The sequence below is a fragment of the Chryseobacterium sp. SG20098 genome (genome assembly GCF_031844745.1).
Taxonomy (GTDB): domain Bacteria; phylum Bacteroidota; class Bacteroidia; order Flavobacteriales; family Weeksellaceae; genus Chryseobacterium; species Chryseobacterium cucumeris.
Genome location: NZ_CP134622.1, coordinates 4,156,864 through 4,176,487, shown reverse-complemented (window position 1 = coordinate 4,176,487; position 19,624 = coordinate 4,156,864). Strand labels below are relative to the sequence as shown.

22 protein-coding genes and 1 tRNA gene are annotated in these 19,624 nt (G+C 36.6%); 19 read left to right on the top strand and 4 right to left on the bottom strand.

Annotated features, from left to right (window positions below):
• Positions 1 to 100 precede the first annotated feature (100 nt).
• From RHP76_RS19140 to mce, 3 genes are all read right to left on the bottom strand, one after another.
• On the bottom strand, positions 101 to 1,120 hold the full coding sequence (locus RHP76_RS19140) for a helix-turn-helix domain-containing protein (RefSeq protein WP_311228810.1): 1,020 nt from the start codon (positions 1,118 to 1,120) through the stop codon (positions 101 to 103).
• 174 nt (positions 1,121 to 1,294) lie between these two features.
• Positions 1,295 to 1,368: transfer RNA gene (locus RHP76_RS19135), tRNA-Ile, on the bottom strand.
• A gap of 62 nt (positions 1,369 to 1,430) precedes the next feature.
• Positions 1,431 to 1,829 (bottom strand): methylmalonyl-CoA epimerase, encoded by a 399-nt coding sequence (mce, locus tag RHP76_RS19130; protein ID WP_311228809.1) that lies wholly within the window; start codon positions 1,827 to 1,829, stop codon positions 1,431 to 1,433.
• Between the two features lie 93 nt (positions 1,830 to 1,922).
• Here mce and rbfA point away from each other — a divergent pair, with 93 nt between their 5' ends.
• The 9 genes from rbfA (at position 1,923) to RHP76_RS19085 (ending at position 10,271) form a co-directional block, all read left to right on the top strand.
• Positions 1,923 to 2,282 carry a 30S ribosome-binding factor RbfA gene (gene rbfA / locus RHP76_RS19125; RefSeq protein WP_034693455.1) on the top strand — a complete coding sequence of 120 codons (360 nt, stop codon included), beginning with the start codon at positions 1,923 to 1,925 and terminating at the stop codon, positions 2,280 to 2,282.
• Between the two features lie 3 nt (positions 2,283 to 2,285).
• On the top strand, positions 2,286 to 3,491 hold the full coding sequence (locus RHP76_RS19120) for an ABC transporter permease (protein ID WP_034693452.1): 1,206 nt from the start codon (positions 2,286 to 2,288) through the stop codon (positions 3,489 to 3,491).
• Between the two features lie 79 nt (positions 3,492 to 3,570).
• On the top strand, positions 3,571 to 5,358 hold the full coding sequence (locus RHP76_RS19115; RefSeq protein WP_311228808.1) for an endonuclease: 1,788 nt from the start codon (positions 3,571 to 3,573) through the stop codon (positions 5,356 to 5,358).
• Positions 5,359 to 5,419: 61 nt separating this feature from the next.
• Positions 5,420 to 6,157, top strand: coding sequence for a shikimate dehydrogenase family protein (locus tag RHP76_RS19110; protein ID WP_062675579.1), 738 nt, complete (start codon positions 5,420 to 5,422; stop codon positions 6,155 to 6,157).
• Positions 6,158 to 6,231: 74 nt separating this feature from the next.
• Positions 6,232 to 8,031, top strand: a complete 1,800-nt coding sequence (locus RHP76_RS19105) for a DUF349 domain-containing protein (RefSeq protein ID WP_311228807.1) — start codon at positions 6,232 to 6,234, stop codon at positions 8,029 to 8,031.
• Between the two features lie 63 nt (positions 8,032 to 8,094).
• On the top strand, positions 8,095 to 9,120 hold the full coding sequence (gene ribD / locus RHP76_RS19100) for a bifunctional diaminohydroxyphosphoribosylaminopyrimidine deaminase/5-amino-6-(5-phosphoribosylamino)uracil reductase RibD (protein ID WP_311228806.1): 1,026 nt from the start codon (positions 8,095 to 8,097) through the stop codon (positions 9,118 to 9,120).
• Between the two features lie 63 nt (positions 9,121 to 9,183).
• The gene (locus RHP76_RS19095; RefSeq protein ID WP_167348784.1) at positions 9,184 to 9,348 is read left to right on the top strand and encodes a bacteriocin-like protein; all 165 of its coding nucleotides are present in this window, start codon (positions 9,184 to 9,186) and stop codon (positions 9,346 to 9,348) included.
• A 29-nt stretch (positions 9,349 to 9,377) separates the two neighbouring features.
• Complete coding sequence (locus tag RHP76_RS19090) at positions 9,378 to 9,551, top strand: bacteriocin-like protein (protein ID WP_157885786.1); 174 nt, start codon at positions 9,378 to 9,380, stop codon at positions 9,549 to 9,551.
• A gap of 114 nt (positions 9,552 to 9,665) precedes the next feature.
• Positions 9,666 to 10,271: an IMPACT family protein gene (locus tag RHP76_RS19085; RefSeq protein ID WP_062675582.1), complete on the top strand. Its 606-nt coding sequence runs from the start codon at positions 9,666 to 9,668 to the stop codon at positions 10,269 to 10,271.
• Here the strand turns inward: RHP76_RS19085 and RHP76_RS19080 are convergent.
• Positions 10,268 to 10,978, bottom strand: a complete 711-nt coding sequence (locus tag RHP76_RS19080) for a zinc metallopeptidase (protein ID WP_174525207.1) — start codon at positions 10,976 to 10,978, stop codon at positions 10,268 to 10,270. The two genes, RHP76_RS19085 and RHP76_RS19080, sit on opposite strands and share 4 nt — an antisense overlap.
• Positions 10,979 to 11,082: 104 nt before the next feature.
• Here RHP76_RS19080 and RHP76_RS19075 point away from each other — a divergent pair, with 104 nt between their 5' ends.
• The 10 genes from RHP76_RS19075 to RHP76_RS19030 all read left to right on the top strand — a co-directional run bounded on the left by RHP76_RS19075 (position 11,083) and on the right by RHP76_RS19030 (position 19,577).
• Positions 11,083 to 12,210 (top strand): GNAT family N-acetyltransferase, encoded by a 1,128-nt coding sequence (locus RHP76_RS19075; protein ID WP_062675583.1) that lies wholly within the window; start codon positions 11,083 to 11,085, stop codon positions 12,208 to 12,210.
• Positions 12,211 to 12,261: 51 nt separating this feature from the next.
• Complete coding sequence (locus RHP76_RS19070; RefSeq protein WP_167348785.1) at positions 12,262 to 12,438, top strand: hypothetical protein; 177 nt, start codon at positions 12,262 to 12,264, stop codon at positions 12,436 to 12,438.
• Between the two features lie 273 nt (positions 12,439 to 12,711).
• On the top strand, positions 12,712 to 13,083 hold the full coding sequence (locus RHP76_RS19065; protein WP_034693436.1) for an NADH-quinone oxidoreductase subunit A: 372 nt from the start codon (positions 12,712 to 12,714) through the stop codon (positions 13,081 to 13,083).
• Positions 13,084 to 13,177: 94 nt separating this feature from the next.
• Positions 13,178 to 13,738 (top strand): NADH-quinone oxidoreductase subunit B, encoded by a 561-nt coding sequence (locus RHP76_RS19060; RefSeq protein ID WP_002983540.1) that lies wholly within the window; start codon positions 13,178 to 13,180, stop codon positions 13,736 to 13,738.
• 6 nt (positions 13,739 to 13,744) lie between these two features.
• Positions 13,745 to 14,239: an NADH-quinone oxidoreductase subunit C gene (locus RHP76_RS19055; protein WP_311228805.1), complete on the top strand. Its 495-nt coding sequence runs from the start codon at positions 13,745 to 13,747 to the stop codon at positions 14,237 to 14,239.
• 75 nt (positions 14,240 to 14,314) lie between these two features.
• Complete coding sequence (gene nuoD / locus RHP76_RS19050; RefSeq protein WP_002983543.1) at positions 14,315 to 15,538, top strand: NADH dehydrogenase (quinone) subunit D; 1,224 nt, start codon at positions 14,315 to 14,317, stop codon at positions 15,536 to 15,538.
• 104 nt (positions 15,539 to 15,642) lie between these two features.
• Entirely contained in the window at positions 15,643 to 16,152 is a 510-nt protein-coding gene (nuoE, locus tag RHP76_RS19045; protein WP_062675585.1) for an NADH-quinone oxidoreductase subunit NuoE family protein, read from the top strand.
• 107 nt (positions 16,153 to 16,259) lie between these two features.
• Positions 16,260 to 17,618, top strand: a complete 1,359-nt coding sequence (gene nuoF, locus RHP76_RS19040; RefSeq protein WP_089697000.1) for an NADH-quinone oxidoreductase subunit NuoF — start codon at positions 16,260 to 16,262, stop codon at positions 17,616 to 17,618.
• Positions 17,619 to 17,625: 7 nt separating this feature from the next.
• Complete coding sequence (locus tag RHP76_RS19035) at positions 17,626 to 18,537, top strand: hypothetical protein (RefSeq protein ID WP_117753116.1); 912 nt, start codon at positions 17,626 to 17,628, stop codon at positions 18,535 to 18,537.
• Positions 18,538 to 18,578: 41 nt separating this feature from the next.
• Positions 18,579 to 19,577, top strand: a complete 999-nt coding sequence (locus tag RHP76_RS19030; protein ID WP_062675587.1) for an NADH-quinone oxidoreductase subunit G — start codon at positions 18,579 to 18,581, stop codon at positions 19,575 to 19,577.
• The last annotated feature ends 47 nt before the right edge of the window (positions 19,578 to 19,624 follow it).

Sequence of the window (19,624 nt, the reverse complement as noted above, 5' to 3'; positions counted from 1 at the left end):
AAAATTGTTAACTAAATTTTAAATGTATTTTATGGTTTTTTAAACAAATGTTTAATGTTATGCATAGTAAGTTTTATGCTAAAATCCTATTTGTTTTATTTTAATTCGAAATTGATTTTTCAATCTCTTTAATATAAATAGACGGAGTAGTTCCTGTCTTTTTCTTAAAAGCAATCGAAAATGCCTGAACGTTATTATAACCTATTTCTTCTGCAATAGCAGGTAATTTATAAGAACGAAATTTCTTATCTTTTACAAGCTGATCTAAAGCATAATCAATACGTAAATCATTAAGATAAGTTGTGAAATTTTTACCTTTATGATTATTAATAATCTCCGATAAGTAAGCAGTATTGGTTTTAATATTTTTTGCAAGACTTGTTAATGTAATCCCGTTTTTCAAAAAATGAAGTTTGTTTTCGAAATTGTCCAGATCCCTTAAGATAGATTGAGCAACATCTTCGGGAACCGTTTTAATTGTTTTGGTTTCACTTTCAACCTTTACCGGTTCGTATATTTCTACTGGTTTATCATTTTTATTTTGAGCTGCTTCAAGATTTCTTTTTTCAATCAAATGAATTAAGTCCTGAGCAATTTTTCGATGTTCTTTCTCAGCTTTCTTAGTTTTATAATAAAAATAGGTAAGTAAAAGTAATATTAAAGTTAAAATACTAACAGAAACATACAAAAATGTTTTTTTATTTTTTAATTCATTTATTATAACTTCTTTTTCCTGTAAAAGATTGGGCGTATCATATTTTTGGTGCAACTCCGTTGATAAGTATCGAAATTGTTCATCAAGCTTTTTATCAACTTTTAGAAAACGGTCAATATAATAGAGTTGCTTTTCTTTATCGCCGTTAACCTGTAGAAATAAAAAAGCCTGATTAATTTCATTCTTAATCAGACTTAGTGAAGTATTAATAAATGTATTTTCTTTATTAGGGGGCTTAATTAGCTGTTGTTTACTATCCCATTGTTTAGAAATAATAAATAATCCTGTAGAAAAAACCTTTCTTTTTCCTGAATAGGTTAATCTACACCTTAATGGAGCTTTACCTTTTGTATTCACATTGGTTTTATCTATCACAAATAGTATATGTAATTTACTGTGATTCATTTGATTAATAAATTTTAAAGGGTGTGCCTTTTTAATGATTAAGATGTGCCTTTTTATATGCCTTTTCTCCATCAGAAGGAACTATAGAAACTAGAATTATTGATAAAATGCAAGTATAAAAGACTGAACTACAGTATAGAAATAGAAAAAGCACTCAAATAGAGTGCTTTTCTGTGGTCCCACCTGGGCTCGAACCAGGGACCACCTGATTATGAGTCAGGTGCTCTAACCAACTGAGCTATAGGACCTCAAAACTTGGTTAAATTTTGTGTTTGCAAAAATAGTAAAATTTCTTTCACTACAAAATTTTTTATTGCTTTTCTTGGCAAAGTTCTACCAGCACTCCGTTTGTAGACTTGGGATGAAGGAATACAACTAATTTGTTATCAGCACCTTCTTTCGGTTCTTCGGAGATAAACTGAAACCCCTCTTTTTTCAGTCTTTTCACTTCTTCCAGTATATTTTCAACGCCAAATGCCAGATGATGGATGCCTTCTCCCTTTTTATCTATAAATTTTGAGATCGGGCTCTCAGAATTGCTGGCTTCCAAAAGCTCAATTTTACTTTCTCCCGTTTCATAGAAAGAAGTTACTACCCCTTCCCTTTCCACTGTTTCTTTTTTATAGGATTCTTTTCCTAATAATTTGGCAAAAAGTTCATCAGAAACTCCTAAAGATTTTACGGCAATGCCAATATGTTCTAGTTTCATAAATACTAATCAATATAATTAAATCGTAAATTTGATACTGTAGTTGAATTTCAAAGTATCAATTCAAACAAAAGTACTAAATTTGCAGAAATTATGGAAAGTAACAGACAAAGAAAAGTAGCACAGATCATTCAGGAAGACTTCGCAGAGCTTTTCCGCAAACAGGCTTCAGAAAGCAAACAGAGCATATTGGTATCTGTTTCAGATGTAAAAGTAACTGCTGACTTAGGAATTGCTAAGATTTATTTAAGCATTTTCCCACAGGAATTCCGTACCGCTGTGATGAAGGAGATTGAAGAAAACAAACCTCAATACAGAAACTTCATTGGCCAGAAAATGGCAAAACAGGTGCGTATTATTCCACAACTTAACTTTTACCTGGATACCGCTCTTGATGATGTTGAAAGACTGGAAAGAGAATTAAGAGGTGAAGGCGACAATCCTGTTTTATAGATCTTGAAGAATATTGCATTTTACATAGCATCCAGATACCTTTTGGCTAAAAAGGGAAGTACTGCCGTTACGTTCATTACGTGGCTGGCTGTAGGTGCCATGACGGTTGCTGTGGCTGCAATGTTCGTCATTATTTCTGTTTTTTCAGGACTTGAAGACCTGAACAAAGACCTTATTTCCAATCTTCACGCTGATCTTACGTTAAAAAGCACCTCCGGAAAAACCATCAAAAATCTGGATAACGTCAGTAAAGTTTTGAGCAACAATAAGGAAATCAGCAGTTTTTCCCGCGTTATAGAAGAAAAAGTATATATCAGTTTCAACGGAAAGGGTGATATTGCTTACCTAAGAGGGGTAGATTCTGCCTATGTTAAGGTAAATCCTATTAATAAAGAAGTGTTTTACGGAACTTATCCAAGTTTCAAATACTCGAATGAGGTGTTGATGGAAAACAGTCTGGATAACAGACTTTCAATTCCTGTGGATTCTTCCAATCATTATGCAACCGTCTTTATGCCCAAACCGGGAACAGGGATTATCAGTAAGGAAGAAGACATTTATAATAAAAGAGATATTTTGGTAACAGGTGTTTTCCCGGGAAAAGACCAGCTGGACAATTATATCGTTTCTCCTATTGAGCTTACAGAAGAATTACTCACTCTTCCTAAAAAGTCTGCTTACCAGATTGTTATTAAACTGAAAAATCCGGAAAATGCCGATGCTGTAAAACAAAGCCTGCTTTCTTCTCTCGGAAAAAATATTGAGATCAAAACCAAAGAAGAGGAAAATGCTGCTTTCTGGAAAATGATTAATACAGAAAAGCTATTCATTTACCTGATCTTTGCCTTGGTGATCTTTATTACGACTTTTAACCTTGCCGGAGCCATTATTATCCTTCAGCTTGACAAAAAAGAACAGGCAAAATCATTGATATCTTTAGGCTTTCCTTTAAGCCATTTAAGAATGACCTATTTCTACACTGGCCTCCTGATTGTGATTTCAGGTGTGATTACCGGATTAATTCTTGGAACAGCACTTTGCTACTTCCAGCTTTATACAGAGTTCTTCAGAGCTAATGAGGTTTTGCCATTCCCGGTAAAAATTGTCGGAAAAAATTATCTTATTGTAGCCCTTACAGCTTCCTTGTTTGGAATCACTATTTCATGGTTCTTTTCAAAAATCAGTAAAGAATATATTACTAAAGGCTAACATTTCAACTTTATATATTACATACAATTAATATACTTCGGTTTCATTTTTTCGTACCTTTACACCCCAATTTTAAAAAATGAAACAAATTTTATCTTTTTTTCTTTTAAGCGTTACATTTATAAGCACTTTGGCACAGGCTCCGGCTGGATATTATAACCAATCGCCGACCTTAACAGGTGCAGCTCTTAAAACAGCTCTTAAAACCATTATTAGTAATGGACATATAGACAATGGTTACGGTGGCCTGTGGACAGGTTATGCTACCACAGACCGCGATTATTTCTATGAAAATGACGGAACTATTCTGGATATTTATTCTGAAAACCCCAATGGACCGGATCAATACAGCTACACACTAGGAACCAACCAATGTGGTACATACTCTACAGAAGGACAATGCTACAACAGAGAGCATGTTATTCCTCAAAGTTTGTTTAATAGTGCATCTCCAATGGTAGCCGATATCCAATTTATTCGTCCTACAGATGGAAAGGTAAATGGAATGAGATCCAACTATCCTTATGGACTCGTAGGAAATGCTTCTTTTACTTCTAAAAACGGGTCAAAATTAGGAAATTCTGTATCAGCAGGATATGCAGGTACTGTATTTGAACCCATTGATGCTTTCAAAGGAGACATTGCCAGAATGATCCTTTATTTCGTAACAAGATATGAAGACAAACTTCCTAATTTTACTACTGGTGACATGCTTGGTAACACAGCATTCCCGGGACTACAGCCTTGGGCACTTAATCAATATTTAGCATGGAATGCAATGGATCCCGTATCTCCAGAAGAAATTGCAAGAAACAATGCTTCTTATACTTACCAGGGAAACAGAAACCCTTTCATTGATCACCCCGAATATGTTACTCAGATCTGGGGAGCTCCGGTTGTTGATAACCAAGCCCCTACAGCTGCAACCAACCTTGTTGCCAGCAACCCAACTTCAAACTCTATTGCTTTAAGCTGGACAGCTGCTACAGATAATGTGGGAGTAACTTCGTATGATATTTATGCCAACGGAACCTTAAAAGCTACTGTTTCAGGTACAACAACATCTACTATTGTTTCTGGATTATCACCATTGACTCAATACACATTCTACATTATTGCTAAAGATGCTTTCGCAAACTCTTCCCCACAAAGTACAACAGCTACAGAAACAACTCTTGATGTACCTGCCGGAGGAGGAAACTGTGGAACTGAAAATTTCGAAATGATCACCGGTCCTGTAAATACATACATGACAGTAAACTGGACCAACAACGGAATTTCATGGACTGCTACAGACGCAAGAGTTGACCAGACCATCAATAATAAAGCCATTACCATAAAAAATGGAACTTTAACAAGTTCAACTTTCTCAGGTGGAGTTCAAAGCTTAACTTTAACAACTCAATTGAAATTCTCCGGAAGCGCAGGATACTTCAATGTTCTTGTAAACGACGTCAATGTAGGAACCATTCCTTACAGTAATGTTGTTACTACAACTACCATCAGCAATATAAATGTAAGCGGAAATGCGGTGATTAAACTGACAAATTCTTCTACCTCCAACAGAGTTGCTCTGGATGACCTAAGCTGGACATGTTTCGGTACTACGTTAGCTACCGCTGAAAACCAAAAGGACAAATCAGACTTCACTATCTACCCTAACCCGGTAAGAAATAATGAATTATTTGTAAAAGGAGAAAACCTTAGCAAAATTTCAAAAGCTGAGATCTATGATCTTTCAGGAAAACGAATTGAAACAATTGCAAATCCTTTCAAACATTCAAACAAAATTAATCTTAAAGGTATAGTAAAAGGAACTTATCTCCTTAAAACAGATAATTTCTCTACTAAATTTATCGTAGATTAATTATTAAAAAATATTTCAAACCAAGGCCGGATTTATCCGGTCTTTTTTTTATTTTTGATGTATGGATTCCAATAAAAAATTAGGATTGATAGGACGAAATATTTCTTATTCTTTTTCTAAAAAATTCTTCGAAAACAAGTTCCAAAAGCTCATGCTGAAGAATTTCTCCTACGATATTTTTGATCTGAACGAAATCAATGAAGTAGAAAACCTTTTTGCTTCTCCGGACTTGTTAGGATTCAATGTGACCATCCCTTATAAGGAAAAAATAATCGATTATCTCGATGAACTAAGTGATGAAGCCGAGAAAATAGGTGCTGTCAATTGCGTTCTTATTCAGGATGGCAAAAAAACAGGGTATAATACAGATGCGTTCGGTTTTGAAAAGACGCTTCTTTTGCACAAAAAACCTTCTCAGGATAAAGCATTGATCTTAGGAAACGGAGGGGCAGCAAAAGCCGTCAAATATGCATTGGACAAGAACAATATTCCCTCTGTAACTATTTCAAGGAGTACAGAAATCAATTATGAAAATCTTGATCAGGAAACTGTTGCAGAGCATAAAATTATTATCCAATGTACACCGGTAGGCACTTTCCCGAATGTGAAAGACTGTCTGAACTTTCCTTTTGACGGGCTTTCTTCAGATCATCTCGTTATTGATCTGATTTACAATCCAAACTATACCCAATTCATCATCAATGCCTCAGAAAAAGGAGCAAAAACAGTGAATGGGTACTATATGCTTGAACAGCAAGCAGAAAAAGCTTGGGAAATTTGGAATTTTCAAAAAAAATAACATAAATTAGTACTTTAATTGGCCTTAAAGCTATATTTAAAGGATATTAACGCCACTCACATAAAAGATTTGCTATGACTACAGAAAACAATCTTTCTGAAAACGAAGAAAAGAAAAATCCTAACGAAGTATCTCAGGACCCATCAGAAAACACAGTTTCTCATGATGCAAACCAACATGACGATGATGCAGAGCACCTGGATGAACATGAGGAAGAAATTTCCCTTGCCGATGCTTTAAAGGAAATGGAAAAAATCATCAACACTCCCAATGCCGGTGAGAACTTCAAAAGATTCAACCATCTGAAAGAGAAAGCAAGTCATTATATCCATGATGAAGTGGAAGATAAAAAGCATGAATATGTAGAAGCGGGAAATCCAGCTGAAAATTTCAGCTACGAACACCCTTCTCAGGCTAAGTATTCTGCGTTGGTTAATATTTTCAAGGAAAAACATGACGACTTCCAGAAAGGACAGGAAGAAGAGCAAAAGAAAAACCTTGACCACCGTCAAAGCATAATCGAAAGACTTAAAAATCTATACACCAGCTCAGAACCAGGAATCAATCTTTTCAGATCTATTCGTGAGATTAAAGAAGACTGGTCAAAAGCAGGACAGGTTGCAAAGTCTGAATTCAAAATTCTTAACAATAATTATTTCCACCACCTGAATCAGTTTTATCAGATGCTGGATCTTAATAAAGAATTTCTGGAGCAGGAATACAGCCACAATCTGGAAAAGAGAGAACATATTATTGCCCGCGCTAAAGAGCTGGAAAATGAACCCGTTATCCAGAAAGCTCTAAACGAACTTCAGTATCTTCATAAACTTTGGAAAGAAGAAGCAGAACCTGTTGCTGAAGAGTTCCGTGAGAAAACATGGGAAGAGTTTAAAGAAATTTCGAATAAAATTCACGAAAGAAAATCTGAACTTTCAGCTTCTATTGAAAAAGAACAGAGTGAAAATCTTGAAAAGAAAAATCAGATTATTGCAGAAATCAAGAAACTGTCTGAACCTTCGGAAACGCCAAACCACAACTACTGGCAGAATGCCATTAAAAGAGTGGAAGATCTGCGTTCTGAATTCTTAAAAACAGGAAGTGTTCCAAGAAAACTTTCCAATCAAAACTGGAATGATTTCAAAACGACACTTAGAGGCTTTAATACAACGAAAAATAATTACTACAAATCGTTGAAAGGTTCTCAACAGGCAAATCTTGAAGAAAAACTTAAACTGATCCAGACTGCACAGGACAATATGAATAACGAGGAATGGGATATTGCTGTTCCGTTATTCAAAAAACTCCAGGAAGACTGGAAAAAAATCGGCCACGTTCCAAAGAGCATGACCAATAAAATCTGGGATGAATTCCGTGACGCATGTAATGCATTCTTCAACAATTACAGAGAGAAGAGCAATACTTCTACCGACAACTGGAAAGAAAATTATAAGAACAAAAAAGCTCTTCTTGATGAACTGAAAGAAGTTTCCAATGAAGAAGGAAGCATTGAAAGAATCGAGCAGATCAAAACTTCATGGAATAATATCGGAAAAGTTCCGAGAGATAAAATTTCAATCAACTCTGAATTCAACAAAACATTGAGAGAGAAATTGAAAATAAATAAGATCAACGAACTTGAACTGAAAGAAGAAGGTCTATCTGAAAACCAGCTTACCGACAAAGCAAGAAAGATCAAAAATCAAATCTCTGATCTTGAGGCAGAAATTGTTAAACTGGAAAACAACCTTTCTTTCTTCAACAAACCGTCCAGAGAAAACCCTCTTTTAAAAGATACCTATAACACGATTGATGAGAAAAAAGCTCATCTTGAAACGTTAAAACAAAATCTTCACAGCATTATCAGCGGAGATTAATACATAACAAAATAAATAAAGGCGGAGCAAAGCAATTTGTCTTCGCTTTTTCTTTTTATACATATGAACAACGACGAATTTTATATCAAAAGATGTATCGAGCTGGCTCAAAAAGCTCTTGGCAACACCTACCCTAACCCTCTTGTTGGAAGTGTGATCGTACACAACGGAAAAATCATTGGTGAGGGGTATCATCACAAAGCAGGAGAACCTCATGCAGAAATCAATGCCATCAATTCCGTTAAAAATAAAGATCTGATTCCGGAATCTACAATCTATGTATCTCTGGAGCCCTGCGCACATTATGGAAAAACTCCGCCATGCGCTTTGAAGATTAAAGAATTAGGATTTAAAAAAGTAGTGATTGGCGCAATGGACTCCCATGATAAAGTGAATGGAAAAGGAAAGAAAATCATTCAGGATGCTGGAATTGAAGCCGTATCAGGAATACTTGAAAAAGAATGCATTGAACTGAACAAAAGATTTTTCACCTATCACGAAAAGAAAAGACCATATATCATTTTAAAATGGGCAGAATCCGGTGATGGCTTTTTGGATAAGGATTTTACACCGACAGCCGTTTCCAATACATTAGTAAACCAGTTTGTTCATCAGTTAAGAGCTGACGAGCATGCCATTTTAGTAGGAACTCAAACTGCATTAAATGACAATCCAAGCCTTACCGTAAGAAATGCAGAAGGAGTAAACCCTGTCCGGATTTTAATTGATTTTGATCTAAAAGTTCCTGCCAGCTTCAATATTTATAACAATGAAGCAAGAACGTTGGTTTTAAATTCTGTGAAAGAAGGTACTGAAGGACATATTCAATTCATTCAAATCAACAAGGCTCATTTTCTGATTGAGCTCATGGAGGCATTGTATAAAGAACAAATACAATCTGTGATTATCGAAGGGGGCCGCTTTACTCTGCAGGAATTTATTAATGCTAATCTTTGGGACGAAGCCATTGTAATTAAAAACGAGAATTTGACATTAGAAAATGGGACAAAAGCCCCGGAATTCAGTCAAGTTCCTGATACGATTGAAAATTTCAGAGATAATACCATTTCATTTTTTAAAGCAAAATAATACTTTTGTATCACCATCAAATGAAATAATTTCTTTACATTAGTCTTACAAATTAAAATTACTATGAAAAATTTAAAGAAAGTTTCGAGACAGAGTTTAAAAAAAGTAAACGGAGGAATTGCTCCTGAATGTTGCTCATTCTATCCTCCTTCATTACAACATTGCTGCGCAACACCTTCCAGTATGAGTTGCCCACCACCTTGGGCAGATGGAACATTCCCTTGTTAAATTTTGATATAAAAACAAAAACTAATATCATGAAAAATTTGAAAAAAGTATCAAGAATCGGTTTAAAATCTATTCAAGGCGGAGCTTTTGTAAACTGTACTTTGCCTAATGGAGACCTTACAAGATGTAGAGATTTCTGTCCTACAGACTTTTGTGGTCCTACAAACTATATTTGTTTACTTCCGCTGGATTATTGCGGATAGAAATAACAAAAGTTGTAATACATAAAAATTGGGAAGCTGTCAGAAATCTGGCGGCTTCTTTCATTAAGTACTAGGATTTATTTAATATTTTTGCATAACAAAGCAGCAATTCCGATGACGTTCGAATACAAAACCATAGAAAGCCCCATAGAAAATACTCTTTTAAAAGAAAAAGGAAGCAAGTTTATCGGATTTGCTTATCCTGTGACTAATGAAAAAGAATTAAAGAGTGCACTGGAGAAAATAAGAGAAGAACATCCGAAAGCAACTCACCACTGTTATGCTTTCAGAATGGGATTGAATGGGGAAAACTATCGCGCCAATGATGATGGCGAACCTTCCGGAAGTGCAGGATTGCCTATTTACAATCAATTATTAGCGAATGAAATCACCAATGTCCTTGTCATTGTTGTCCGTTATTACGGAGGAACCAAACTGGGAGTTTCCGGCCTTGTAAAAACTTATAAAGAATCTGCGAAGATTACATTAGAGGCAGCCAGTATTATCACCAGAGAATTAGAAACAGAAGTAGAGATTCAATTTAACTTCAATCAGCAGAATACAATTTTTACCTTGCTTTCTAAATTTGATGCTAAAGTTTTGAACTTCGATGCGAATGAAAACTGTATTCTCACCGCGTCATTGAAACTGGCACAAAAAGAAAGCATCTCAGAAAAGCTTTCTGAGATGCAATATGTTTCATTTGAATTTAATAATTAATCCCTTCTCCCACCAAGAAGCAAAGATCCCCAGTAAAGAAGTTGTGCCAGAGAACCTAATGCGGCTACCACATAAGTTCTTGCCGCCCATTTCAAGCTATCCTGTACTCCAACAAATTCTTCTGCAGTTACAGTTCCAGTATCTTTAAGCCACTTCATCGCTCTGTTACTTGCATCGTATTCCACAGGAAGTGTTACAAAAGCAAAAAGTGTTGTCATGGCAAACATCGCAACGCCGATTGCCAGCACAGTAGTGTTCCCATTAGGGTTTTCAATTGTTCTGGACGCAGCCATTACTGCGATACCTGCAATAAGGACAAATTGCATCAGATTGGAACTTATATTCACAATAGGAACCAGTTTTGAACGTAAATTCAGCATAGAATACCCTACTGCATGCTGCACTGCATGCCCACACTCGTGAGCTGCCACTGCTGCGGCCGCTGCGTTTCTCTGCATATAAACACCCTCAGAAAGGTTCACTGTTTTATCTGCCGGATTATAGTGGTCCGTCAACTGCCCGGGTACTGATATGACCTGAACATCATTTATCCCGTTATCTCTCAACATCTTTTCCGCTACTTCTTTCCCCGAAAGGCCATTTCGAAGGTGCACATTGGAATAATATTCAAATTTCGATTTCAATCTGGACGAAACCCACCAGCTCACCAACATTGAAATACCAATAATGATATAATAACCCACCATTTTATATAAATTTTGTGTTTAATTTTACCCATAATCATATAAAAACTGTGCCAAAGTATACGATATTATTATTTATATTTGTCCTTTAATTCCTCTCAAAAAACATGTCTACAGTTTCAATTATTGAAGTAAAAACAGCGGGTCAGCTCAAGCAATTCGTAAGGTTTCCAATGGATTTGTATAAAAACAATCCCTACTATGTTCCGTCCTTTATCAATGACGAAATCAACATTTGGAATGCAAATGAAAATCCTGCGCTTCAATATTCAGAAGCCAAACAGTTTCTGGCTTATAAGAATGATAAGATTGTAGGAAGAATTGCTGTTTTGATCAATCACAAAGAAGAGAGAGAGTTAGGCATTAAAAAAGTACGCTTTGGATGGATCGACTTTATTGATGATGCTGAAGTTTCAAAAGCATTGATTCAAAAAGCGGTTGATTATGCCAAAGAAAAAAATATTGACAAAATTGAAGGCCCAATGGGCTTCACCAATCTTGATAAAGCAGGAATGCTGATCAAAGGTTTTGACCAGCTGGCGACGATGATCGGAATTTATAATAACGAGTACTATCCAAGGCATCTTGAGAACCTGGGATTGACTAAAGAAAAGGAATGGGTAGAGTTTGAAATAATCTTCCCCGAAACATTACCGGACAAAATTCATAAATTCAATCAGCTTATTTCTGAAAAATACAAGCTAAAAGTTTTAAAATTCAAAACAAAAGAAGAGATTATTCAGTATGTAGATCCTATGTTTGATCTTCTGGATGAGACTTACAAACATCTTTCTACATACACTCCGATTTCTGATGAACAGCGTAAAACCTATAAAGAGAAATATTTCAAACTTATTGATAAAGATTTCATTGTTTGTATTGCTGATGAACACAATAATCTGATCTCCTTTGCTATTACAATGCCTTCTTATTCCAAAGCTCTGCAGAAGTCCGGTGGAAAACTACTTCCTTTTGGCTGGTGGCATTTCTTACAAGCAGGAAAGAAAAATGACAGAGCGAACTTCTACCTGATCGGAATTCATCCGGATTATCAGAGAAGAGGAGTAACTTCTATTATTTTTAAAGAAATCTGGGATATTTTCAGAAAAAAAGGAGTAAAGTACCTTGAAACCAACCCGGAACTCGAAGAAAACAAAAGTATTCAGCTGTTGTGGCAGGATTACAATCCGGTGAATCACAAAAGAAGGAGAACATATTCAATGGAACTCAACTAATTGATACTGCATTTTGTAAAACGTAAACTCACTACCCAAACTTTGAACTTTATGAAACCACAGCTTATCATATTTGCTATTTTAATTGCCGGATTTATTGGTTATAACATTTTTTTTCAGTCGCCCGATGACAAAACCAATACGGTAATCAATATTCTTTTTGCCAGTATTCTTTTTGGATATATTTCCTTTATGGCCTATACTCTTTTGAAAAAAATGAAAAAATAAGCCATAACCATAGCCCAATAGGTAATTTAATCACTTGTTTTTATTCCTCAATAAATAAATTCAAAATATCCACGATATACATGATGGGATGCAATTTTTCCAGAGTTACTACAAAAAAAGGGGAAAAACACCACAAAAAAATAATCACAAAAAGCTAATTTTTATTGATTCTAAATTACCGGTTTAGCTCATTTTAATCCGACTTTTAAGCTGATAAATTTCATGCTTTCTTGTTTATTCGCTAAATTTGCAAATTGAGATAATAATGCAAAAATGAATTTACCTGAAAGTTATATTCCAATCCTTATCCAGGCTGGTGTAGCAGTAGGATTTGTAGCGGTTTCTTTGCTTGGAGCACATTTCTTAGGTCCACAGCAGAAAAAAGGAAACTCTGTAAAAAACCAAAGCTGGGAATGTGGAGTTCCTGTAGAAGGAAATGCAAGAACACCGTTTTCTATCAAGTACTTCCTGACTGCGGTATTGTTCGTACTATTCGATATTGAAATCGTATTCTTTTATCCTTACGCTGTAAACTTCAGAGAATTCGGTATGGAAGGTTTCCTTGCCGTGCTTACATTCGTTGCGATCTTCTTCGTAGCGTTTTTCTATGTCTGGAAACGAGGCGCACTGGATTGGGATAAATAAATTTTAACATTAAAAGATTGAATAATTTAATCGTTTAAAAACAGAGATGATTAAATTTATAAACGTTTTAATCTTTAAATATCAACAAAAGAAAATGTCAGATAAAAAACCAGTAATAAGAACAGATGCACCTGCTCCCGAAGGCTATGAAGGAGAAGGGTTTTTCGCAACAAAACTGAGCAGTGTAATCGGGATGGCAAGAAAGTTTTCACTTTGGCCGTTACCCTTTGCAACCTCTTGTTGTGGTATCGAGTTTATGGCTACCCTGAACCCGACATATGATGCTTCAAGATTTGGTATGGAAAGAAACTCTTTCTCTCCAAGACAGGCAGATATGCTGATGGTTTGCGGAACTATATCAAAGAAATTAGGACCTGTCCTGAAAGAAGTGTACACTCAGATGGCTGAGCCGAAATGGGTGGTAGCAGTTGGAGCTTGTGCTTCCAGCGGTGGTATTTTTGATACGTATTCTGTACTTCAGGGAATTGACAAGATTATTCCGGTAGACGTTTACGTTCCCGGATGTCCTCCAAGACCTGAACAGATCATTGAAGGTGTAATGCAGGTACAGGCTCTTGCAGAAAGCGAAAGCATCAGAAGAAGAGACATGCCTGAATATCAGAAATTATTAGATTCTTACAACATAAGCAACTAAACGGAAATGACAAACGAATTTGTATTAGAAGCAATCACAAGAGAATTTCCGGAATCTGTCATTTCAAGCTCAGAACCTTATGGAATGTTGACTATTGAAGTGAAGAAAGAAGATATTAAGAAAATCATTCACTATCTGAAAGATTCATCACTGGAATTTAATTTCCTTACGGATATCTGTGGTATTCATTATCCTGAATTCCCTGAAAAGGAAATTGGTGTTATATACCATTTGCACAATATGATGGCCAATTTCAGATTACGTCTGAAAATCTTTATGTCCAGAGAAAATATTGAAGTAGACTCTCTTGTAGAGCTATTTGCAGGAGCTAACTGGATGGAAAGAGAAACGTATGATTTCTATGGGATTAAATTTAAAGGACACCCGGATCTCAGACCTATTTTAAATATGGAAGATCTTGGATACCACCCAATGTTGAAGGAATATCGCCTTGAAGACCGTACAAGAACCGACAAGAACGATAGCATGTTCGGAAGATAAAAAATAATGCAATAAGCAGTAAGCAGCAAGCAATAAGCTTAAAGCCTAGAGCCTATAGCCTAAAGCATTTAAATTATGAAAGATAACTCATTATCTAATATACTAAACCAGTACGAAAGTAAGGAACAGATTGACGGACAATTATATACCCTGAATCTGGGACCTACCCACCCTGCTACGCACGGGATTTTCCAGAATATCTTAACGATGGACGGAGAAAGAATCCTTCACGCAGAGCAAACCGTAGGATATATCCACAGAGCATTTGAGAAAATTTCTGAAAGAAGAAACTATTCTCAGATCACTACCCTTACGGACCGTATGAATTACTGTTCTGCACCCATCAATAACTTAGGCTGGCACATGACAGTAGAAAAACTGATTGGCGTAGAAGTTCCAAAACGCGTAGACTATATGCGCGTTATCCTGATGGAGCTTGCCAGAATCGGTGACCACCTGATCTGTAACGGGGTAACCGGAATGGACTCAGGAGCTATTACAGGTCTTACTTATATGTTCATCGAAAGAGAACGTATTTATGATATGTATGAGCAAATCTGCGGAGCCAGAATGACAACCAATATGGGAAGAATCGGAGGTTTTGAAAGAGATTTCACTCCTAAATTCCATGAGCTGATCAAGGATTTCTTAAAAACTTTCCCACCAAGATTCAAAGAATTCTGTACTTTATTAGAAAGAAACAGAATCTTTATGGACAGAACCATCGGTACAGGAGCTATTTCTGCCGAAAGAGCTTTAAGCTACGGTTTCACAGGTCCTAACTTACGTGCAGCAGGGGTAGATTACGATGTACGAGTTGCGCAGCCTTATTCTTCATATCAGGATTTCGACTTCATTATCCCGGTAGGAACTTCAGGAGACACTTACGACCGTTTCATGGTTCGTCAACAGGAAGTCTGGGAATCAATCAAAATTATCAAACAAGCATACGAAAATCTTCCGGAAGGGCCATTCCATGCGGATGTCCCTGATTTCTATCTTCCTGAAAAGGCAGATGTATACCAGAAAATGGAAGCATTGATCTACCATTTCAAAATCGTAATGGGAGAAACCGATGTACCGAAAGGAGAAGTTTATCATGCTGTAGAAGGTGGAAACGGAGAATTAGGTTTCTATCTTGTGAGTGACGGAGGAAGAAGCCCTTACAGACTTCACTTCAGAAGACCATGCTTCATCTACTATCAGGCATACCCTGAAATGATTACAGGTTCTGTAATTTCAGATGCCATTGTAACGATGTGTAGTATGAATATTATTGCGGGAGAATTAGACGCATAAAAAGAAGATGTCAGACATCAGATTTCAGATGTTAGACTCTTCGCTTTATATATAAATTTAAAATCTGATGTCTGAAATCTGGCATCTGAAATCTTAGATAAAAAATGAGCGAAACAATAGCTTTTAAACCGGAAAGTTTAGCACAGGTACACAAAATTATCGCAAGATATCCTGAAGGAAGACAAAAATCTGCTCTTCTTCCTGTACTTCACTTGGCACAGAAAGAATTCGGAGGATGGTTAGATGTTCCTGTGATGGATTATGTTGCCGGACTATTAAGTATCCAACCGATCGAAGTATATGAAGTGGCTACTTTCTATACCATGTTTAATATGAAGCCGGTAGGTAAATATGTATTGGAAGTTTGCAGAACAGGGCCTTGTATGGTTTGTGGAAGCGAAAAAATTCTGGATCATATCAGAACCAAACTGAACATTAAGGATGGAGAAACTACTGAAGATGGTATGTTTACTTTAAAACCAGCTGAATGTCTTGGAGCATGCGGATACGCACCCATGATGCAGCTAGGGAAATTCTTTCATGAAAATTTAACGATAGAAAAAGTAGATGAAATCCTTGATCTTTGCAGACAGGGACAAGTTGCTTTAGACTAATAGAAATTTTAAATTCTACATTTTAGATTTTAAATTATTCAGTTATTTTCTTTAATAATTATAAAAAGCTAGAAGCCAATGGCCAATAGCGAAAAGCATAATAAACAATGAGTAAAAAACTTTTACTTAAAGACGCACATATAGAAGGTATCCGCTACTTTGAGACTTACCGTAAACAGGGAGGTTATACAGCAGCTGAAAAAGCCTTGAAGATGACTCCGGACGAAATTCTTGAAGAAGTAAAAGCTTCAGGACTGAGAGGTCGTGGTGGAGCTGGATTCCCAACAGGAATGAAATGGAGCTTTCTGGCCAAGCCTGAAGGTGTTCCAAGACACCTTGTTGTGAATGCGGATGAATCTGAACCTGGAACATTCAAGGACAGATATCTGATGGAGTTCCTTCCTCATTTATTGATTGAGGGAATGCTAATTTCTTCTTACTGTTTAGGATCCAATACTTCTTATATCTACATCCGTGGAGAATATTCGTGGATTCCCGATATCCTTGAAGAAGCTATTGAAGAAGCTAAAGCAGCAGGATTTTTAGGTAAAAATATTTTAGGAACCGGTTTCGATCTTGAAATCTATGTACAGAGAGGTGGTGGAGCATACATCTGCGGTGAAGAAACGGCATTGCTTGAGTCCCTTGAAGGAAAAAGAGGTAACCCGAGATTAAAACCACCATTCCCGGCTGTAAAAGGTCTTTGGGAAAGACCAACAGTGGTAAACAACGTTGAATCCATTGCGGCAGTAGTTCCGATCATTGATATTACAGGTGCTGAGTATGCTAAAATCGGAGTGGGAAGATCTACAGGTACGAAACTGATTTCTGCTTGTGGAAACATCAACAAACCGGGTGTATACGAAATCGATATGACGATCACAGTAGAGGAATTCATCTATTCTGATGAATATTGCGGTGGTATTAAAGATGGTAAAAAATTAAAGGCTTGTATTCCTGGAGGAAGTTCTGTTCCGATTGTTCCTGCAAACCTATTGCTGAGAACCGTGAATGGAGAGCCAAGATATATGAACTATGAATCATTGGCAGATGGTGGTTTCGCTACCGGAACCATGATGGGTTCAGGAGGTTTCATCGTTTTGGATGAAGACCAGTGTATTGTAGAACACACCATGACATTGGCGAGATTCTACAATCACGAAAGCTGTGGACAATGTACGCCTTGCCGTGAAGGAACGGGATGGATGTACAAGATTTTAAAGAAAATCGAGAAAGGAGAAGGAAAAATGGAAGATATCGATCTGCTTTGGGATATCCAGAGAAAAATCGAAGGAAATACGATTTGTCCGTTGGGTGATGCCGCAGCTTGGCCGGTTGCAGCAGCGATCCGTCACTTCAGAGATGAATTTGAGTGGCACGTAAAAAACCCAGAGTTGTCTCAGACACAAAATTATGGATTGGCACATTATGCTGACCCTATCCCGGCTGTTGAAAAGAACGCATAAGTAAAAGATGAAAAAATTATTGGTGGTCGGCTTAATGATGTCGAATTTTGTATTTGCACAAAATAAGAAAACTGATACTGCAAATTATAACAGATCTGTTGAAGAGGATTTGTCATATTTAGTGAGTGAGAAAGAGCAGATTAAAGCTGAGAGAAAGGAAAAACCTTTACCATTGAGCAAAAAAGGTCAGGTTTTCGTATTTTATGGTTGGAACAGAGCAGCTTACAGCAATTCTGACATCCACTTTACCGGAAACGGATACGATTTTCAACTGAATAATGTAAAAGCACAGGACAGACCTACAAAATTTGGAATTGTCTATTTTGATCCGAGCTGGTTTACTGTAACACAGTATAATTTCAGAATAGGATACTTTATTAAAGATAATTTAGCATTGGTATTAGGGATAGACCATATGAAATATGTAATGGATCAGAACCAGACTGTAGGTTTCAAAGGTCATATTTCAGATCCTGAATATGCAGCAATGGTTCAGAACGGGCAGGTTAATCTTGCAGATGAGAAGTTCCTTACTTTCGAACATACAGACGGGCTTAACTATGAAAACTTAGGTCTAGAGAAATACAAAAATCTTGTTCATAAGAAAAATATAGATTTAGTATGGTCTTATGGAGCCGGAATCGGATTTATGTTTCCGAAAAGTAATGTAAAACTTTTTGGTAACGAAAGAAGTGACCGTTTCCACGTTGCAGGGATGGGAACCGATATCAGATCCAGTCTTAACCTTGTATTCTGGAAAAACTGGATGCTGAGATTAGAAGGAAAAGCCGGTTATATCAACATGTGGGATATTAAAACTACATTAAATAACAAACCGGACAAAGCACGCCAGGATTTTGTTTTCGGACAGGTCCTTGGAGGAATTGGATATACATTTAATACAAAGAAATATAAATAACAAAGCCTATTGCTTAACGCATAAAGCTTAAAGCATATCATATGAGCGAAGAAGTTAAAAAATTCAAAATAACTATAGACGGACAGACTACCGAAGTTTTGCCTGGTACTTCTATTCTGGAAGCTGCAAGACAAATTGGTGGTAAATCTGTACCTCCTGCAATGTGCTACTACAGCAAGTTGGAAACCAGTGGAGGGAGATGTAGAACTTGTCTCGTAGAAGTTTCTAAAGGATCTGAAGCAGACCCACGTCCTATGCCAAAATTAGTAGCAAGCTGCAGAACTAATGTAATGGACGGTATGGAAGTAAAAAATCTTACTTCTGAGAAAGCTCAGGAAGGAAGAAAAGCGGTTACCGAATTCCTATTGGTAAACCACCCGCTGGACTGCCCTATCTGCGATCAGGCAGGAGAATGTCATCTTCAGGACTTAGGATATGAGCATGGTGTGGAAAACACAAGAACAGAATTCGAAAGAAATACTTACGAAGCTGATGATCTTGGACCAAACATCAAACTAAATATGAACCGTTGTATTCTTTGCGCAAGATGTGTACTGACTGCTAACCAGCTTACAGAAACAAGAGAACACGGTATCCTTTTCAGAGGAGATCACGCTGAGATTTCAACGTATTTAAATAAAGCTTTAGACAATGACTTCATCGGAAACGTTATCGATGTTTGTCCTGTAGGGGCATTAACAGACAGAACAGCCCGTTTTGCCAGCAGAGTTTGGTTTACAAAACCAATGAACGCTTCCTGCAAATGTGATAAGTGTTCAGGAAAAGCTGTAGTATGGATGAAAGGTGACGAAATTGTAAGAGTTACTGCCAGAAAAGACCAGTGGGGAGAAGTGGAAGAATTCATCTGCGATACATGCCGTTTCGAAAGAAAATCTTTATCAGACTGGAATATCGAAGGTCCTAGACACATCGACAGACATTCTGTAATTTCATTGAACCACTACGAAAAGCCAAAAGACGAACTAAGAGTTTTAGACAATCCGATGGCTAAAGAAATCAGTGAAAAAGACGAAAAATAATTAATAAGACATCAGATTTCAGATACCAGACTTCAGACAGCAAATTA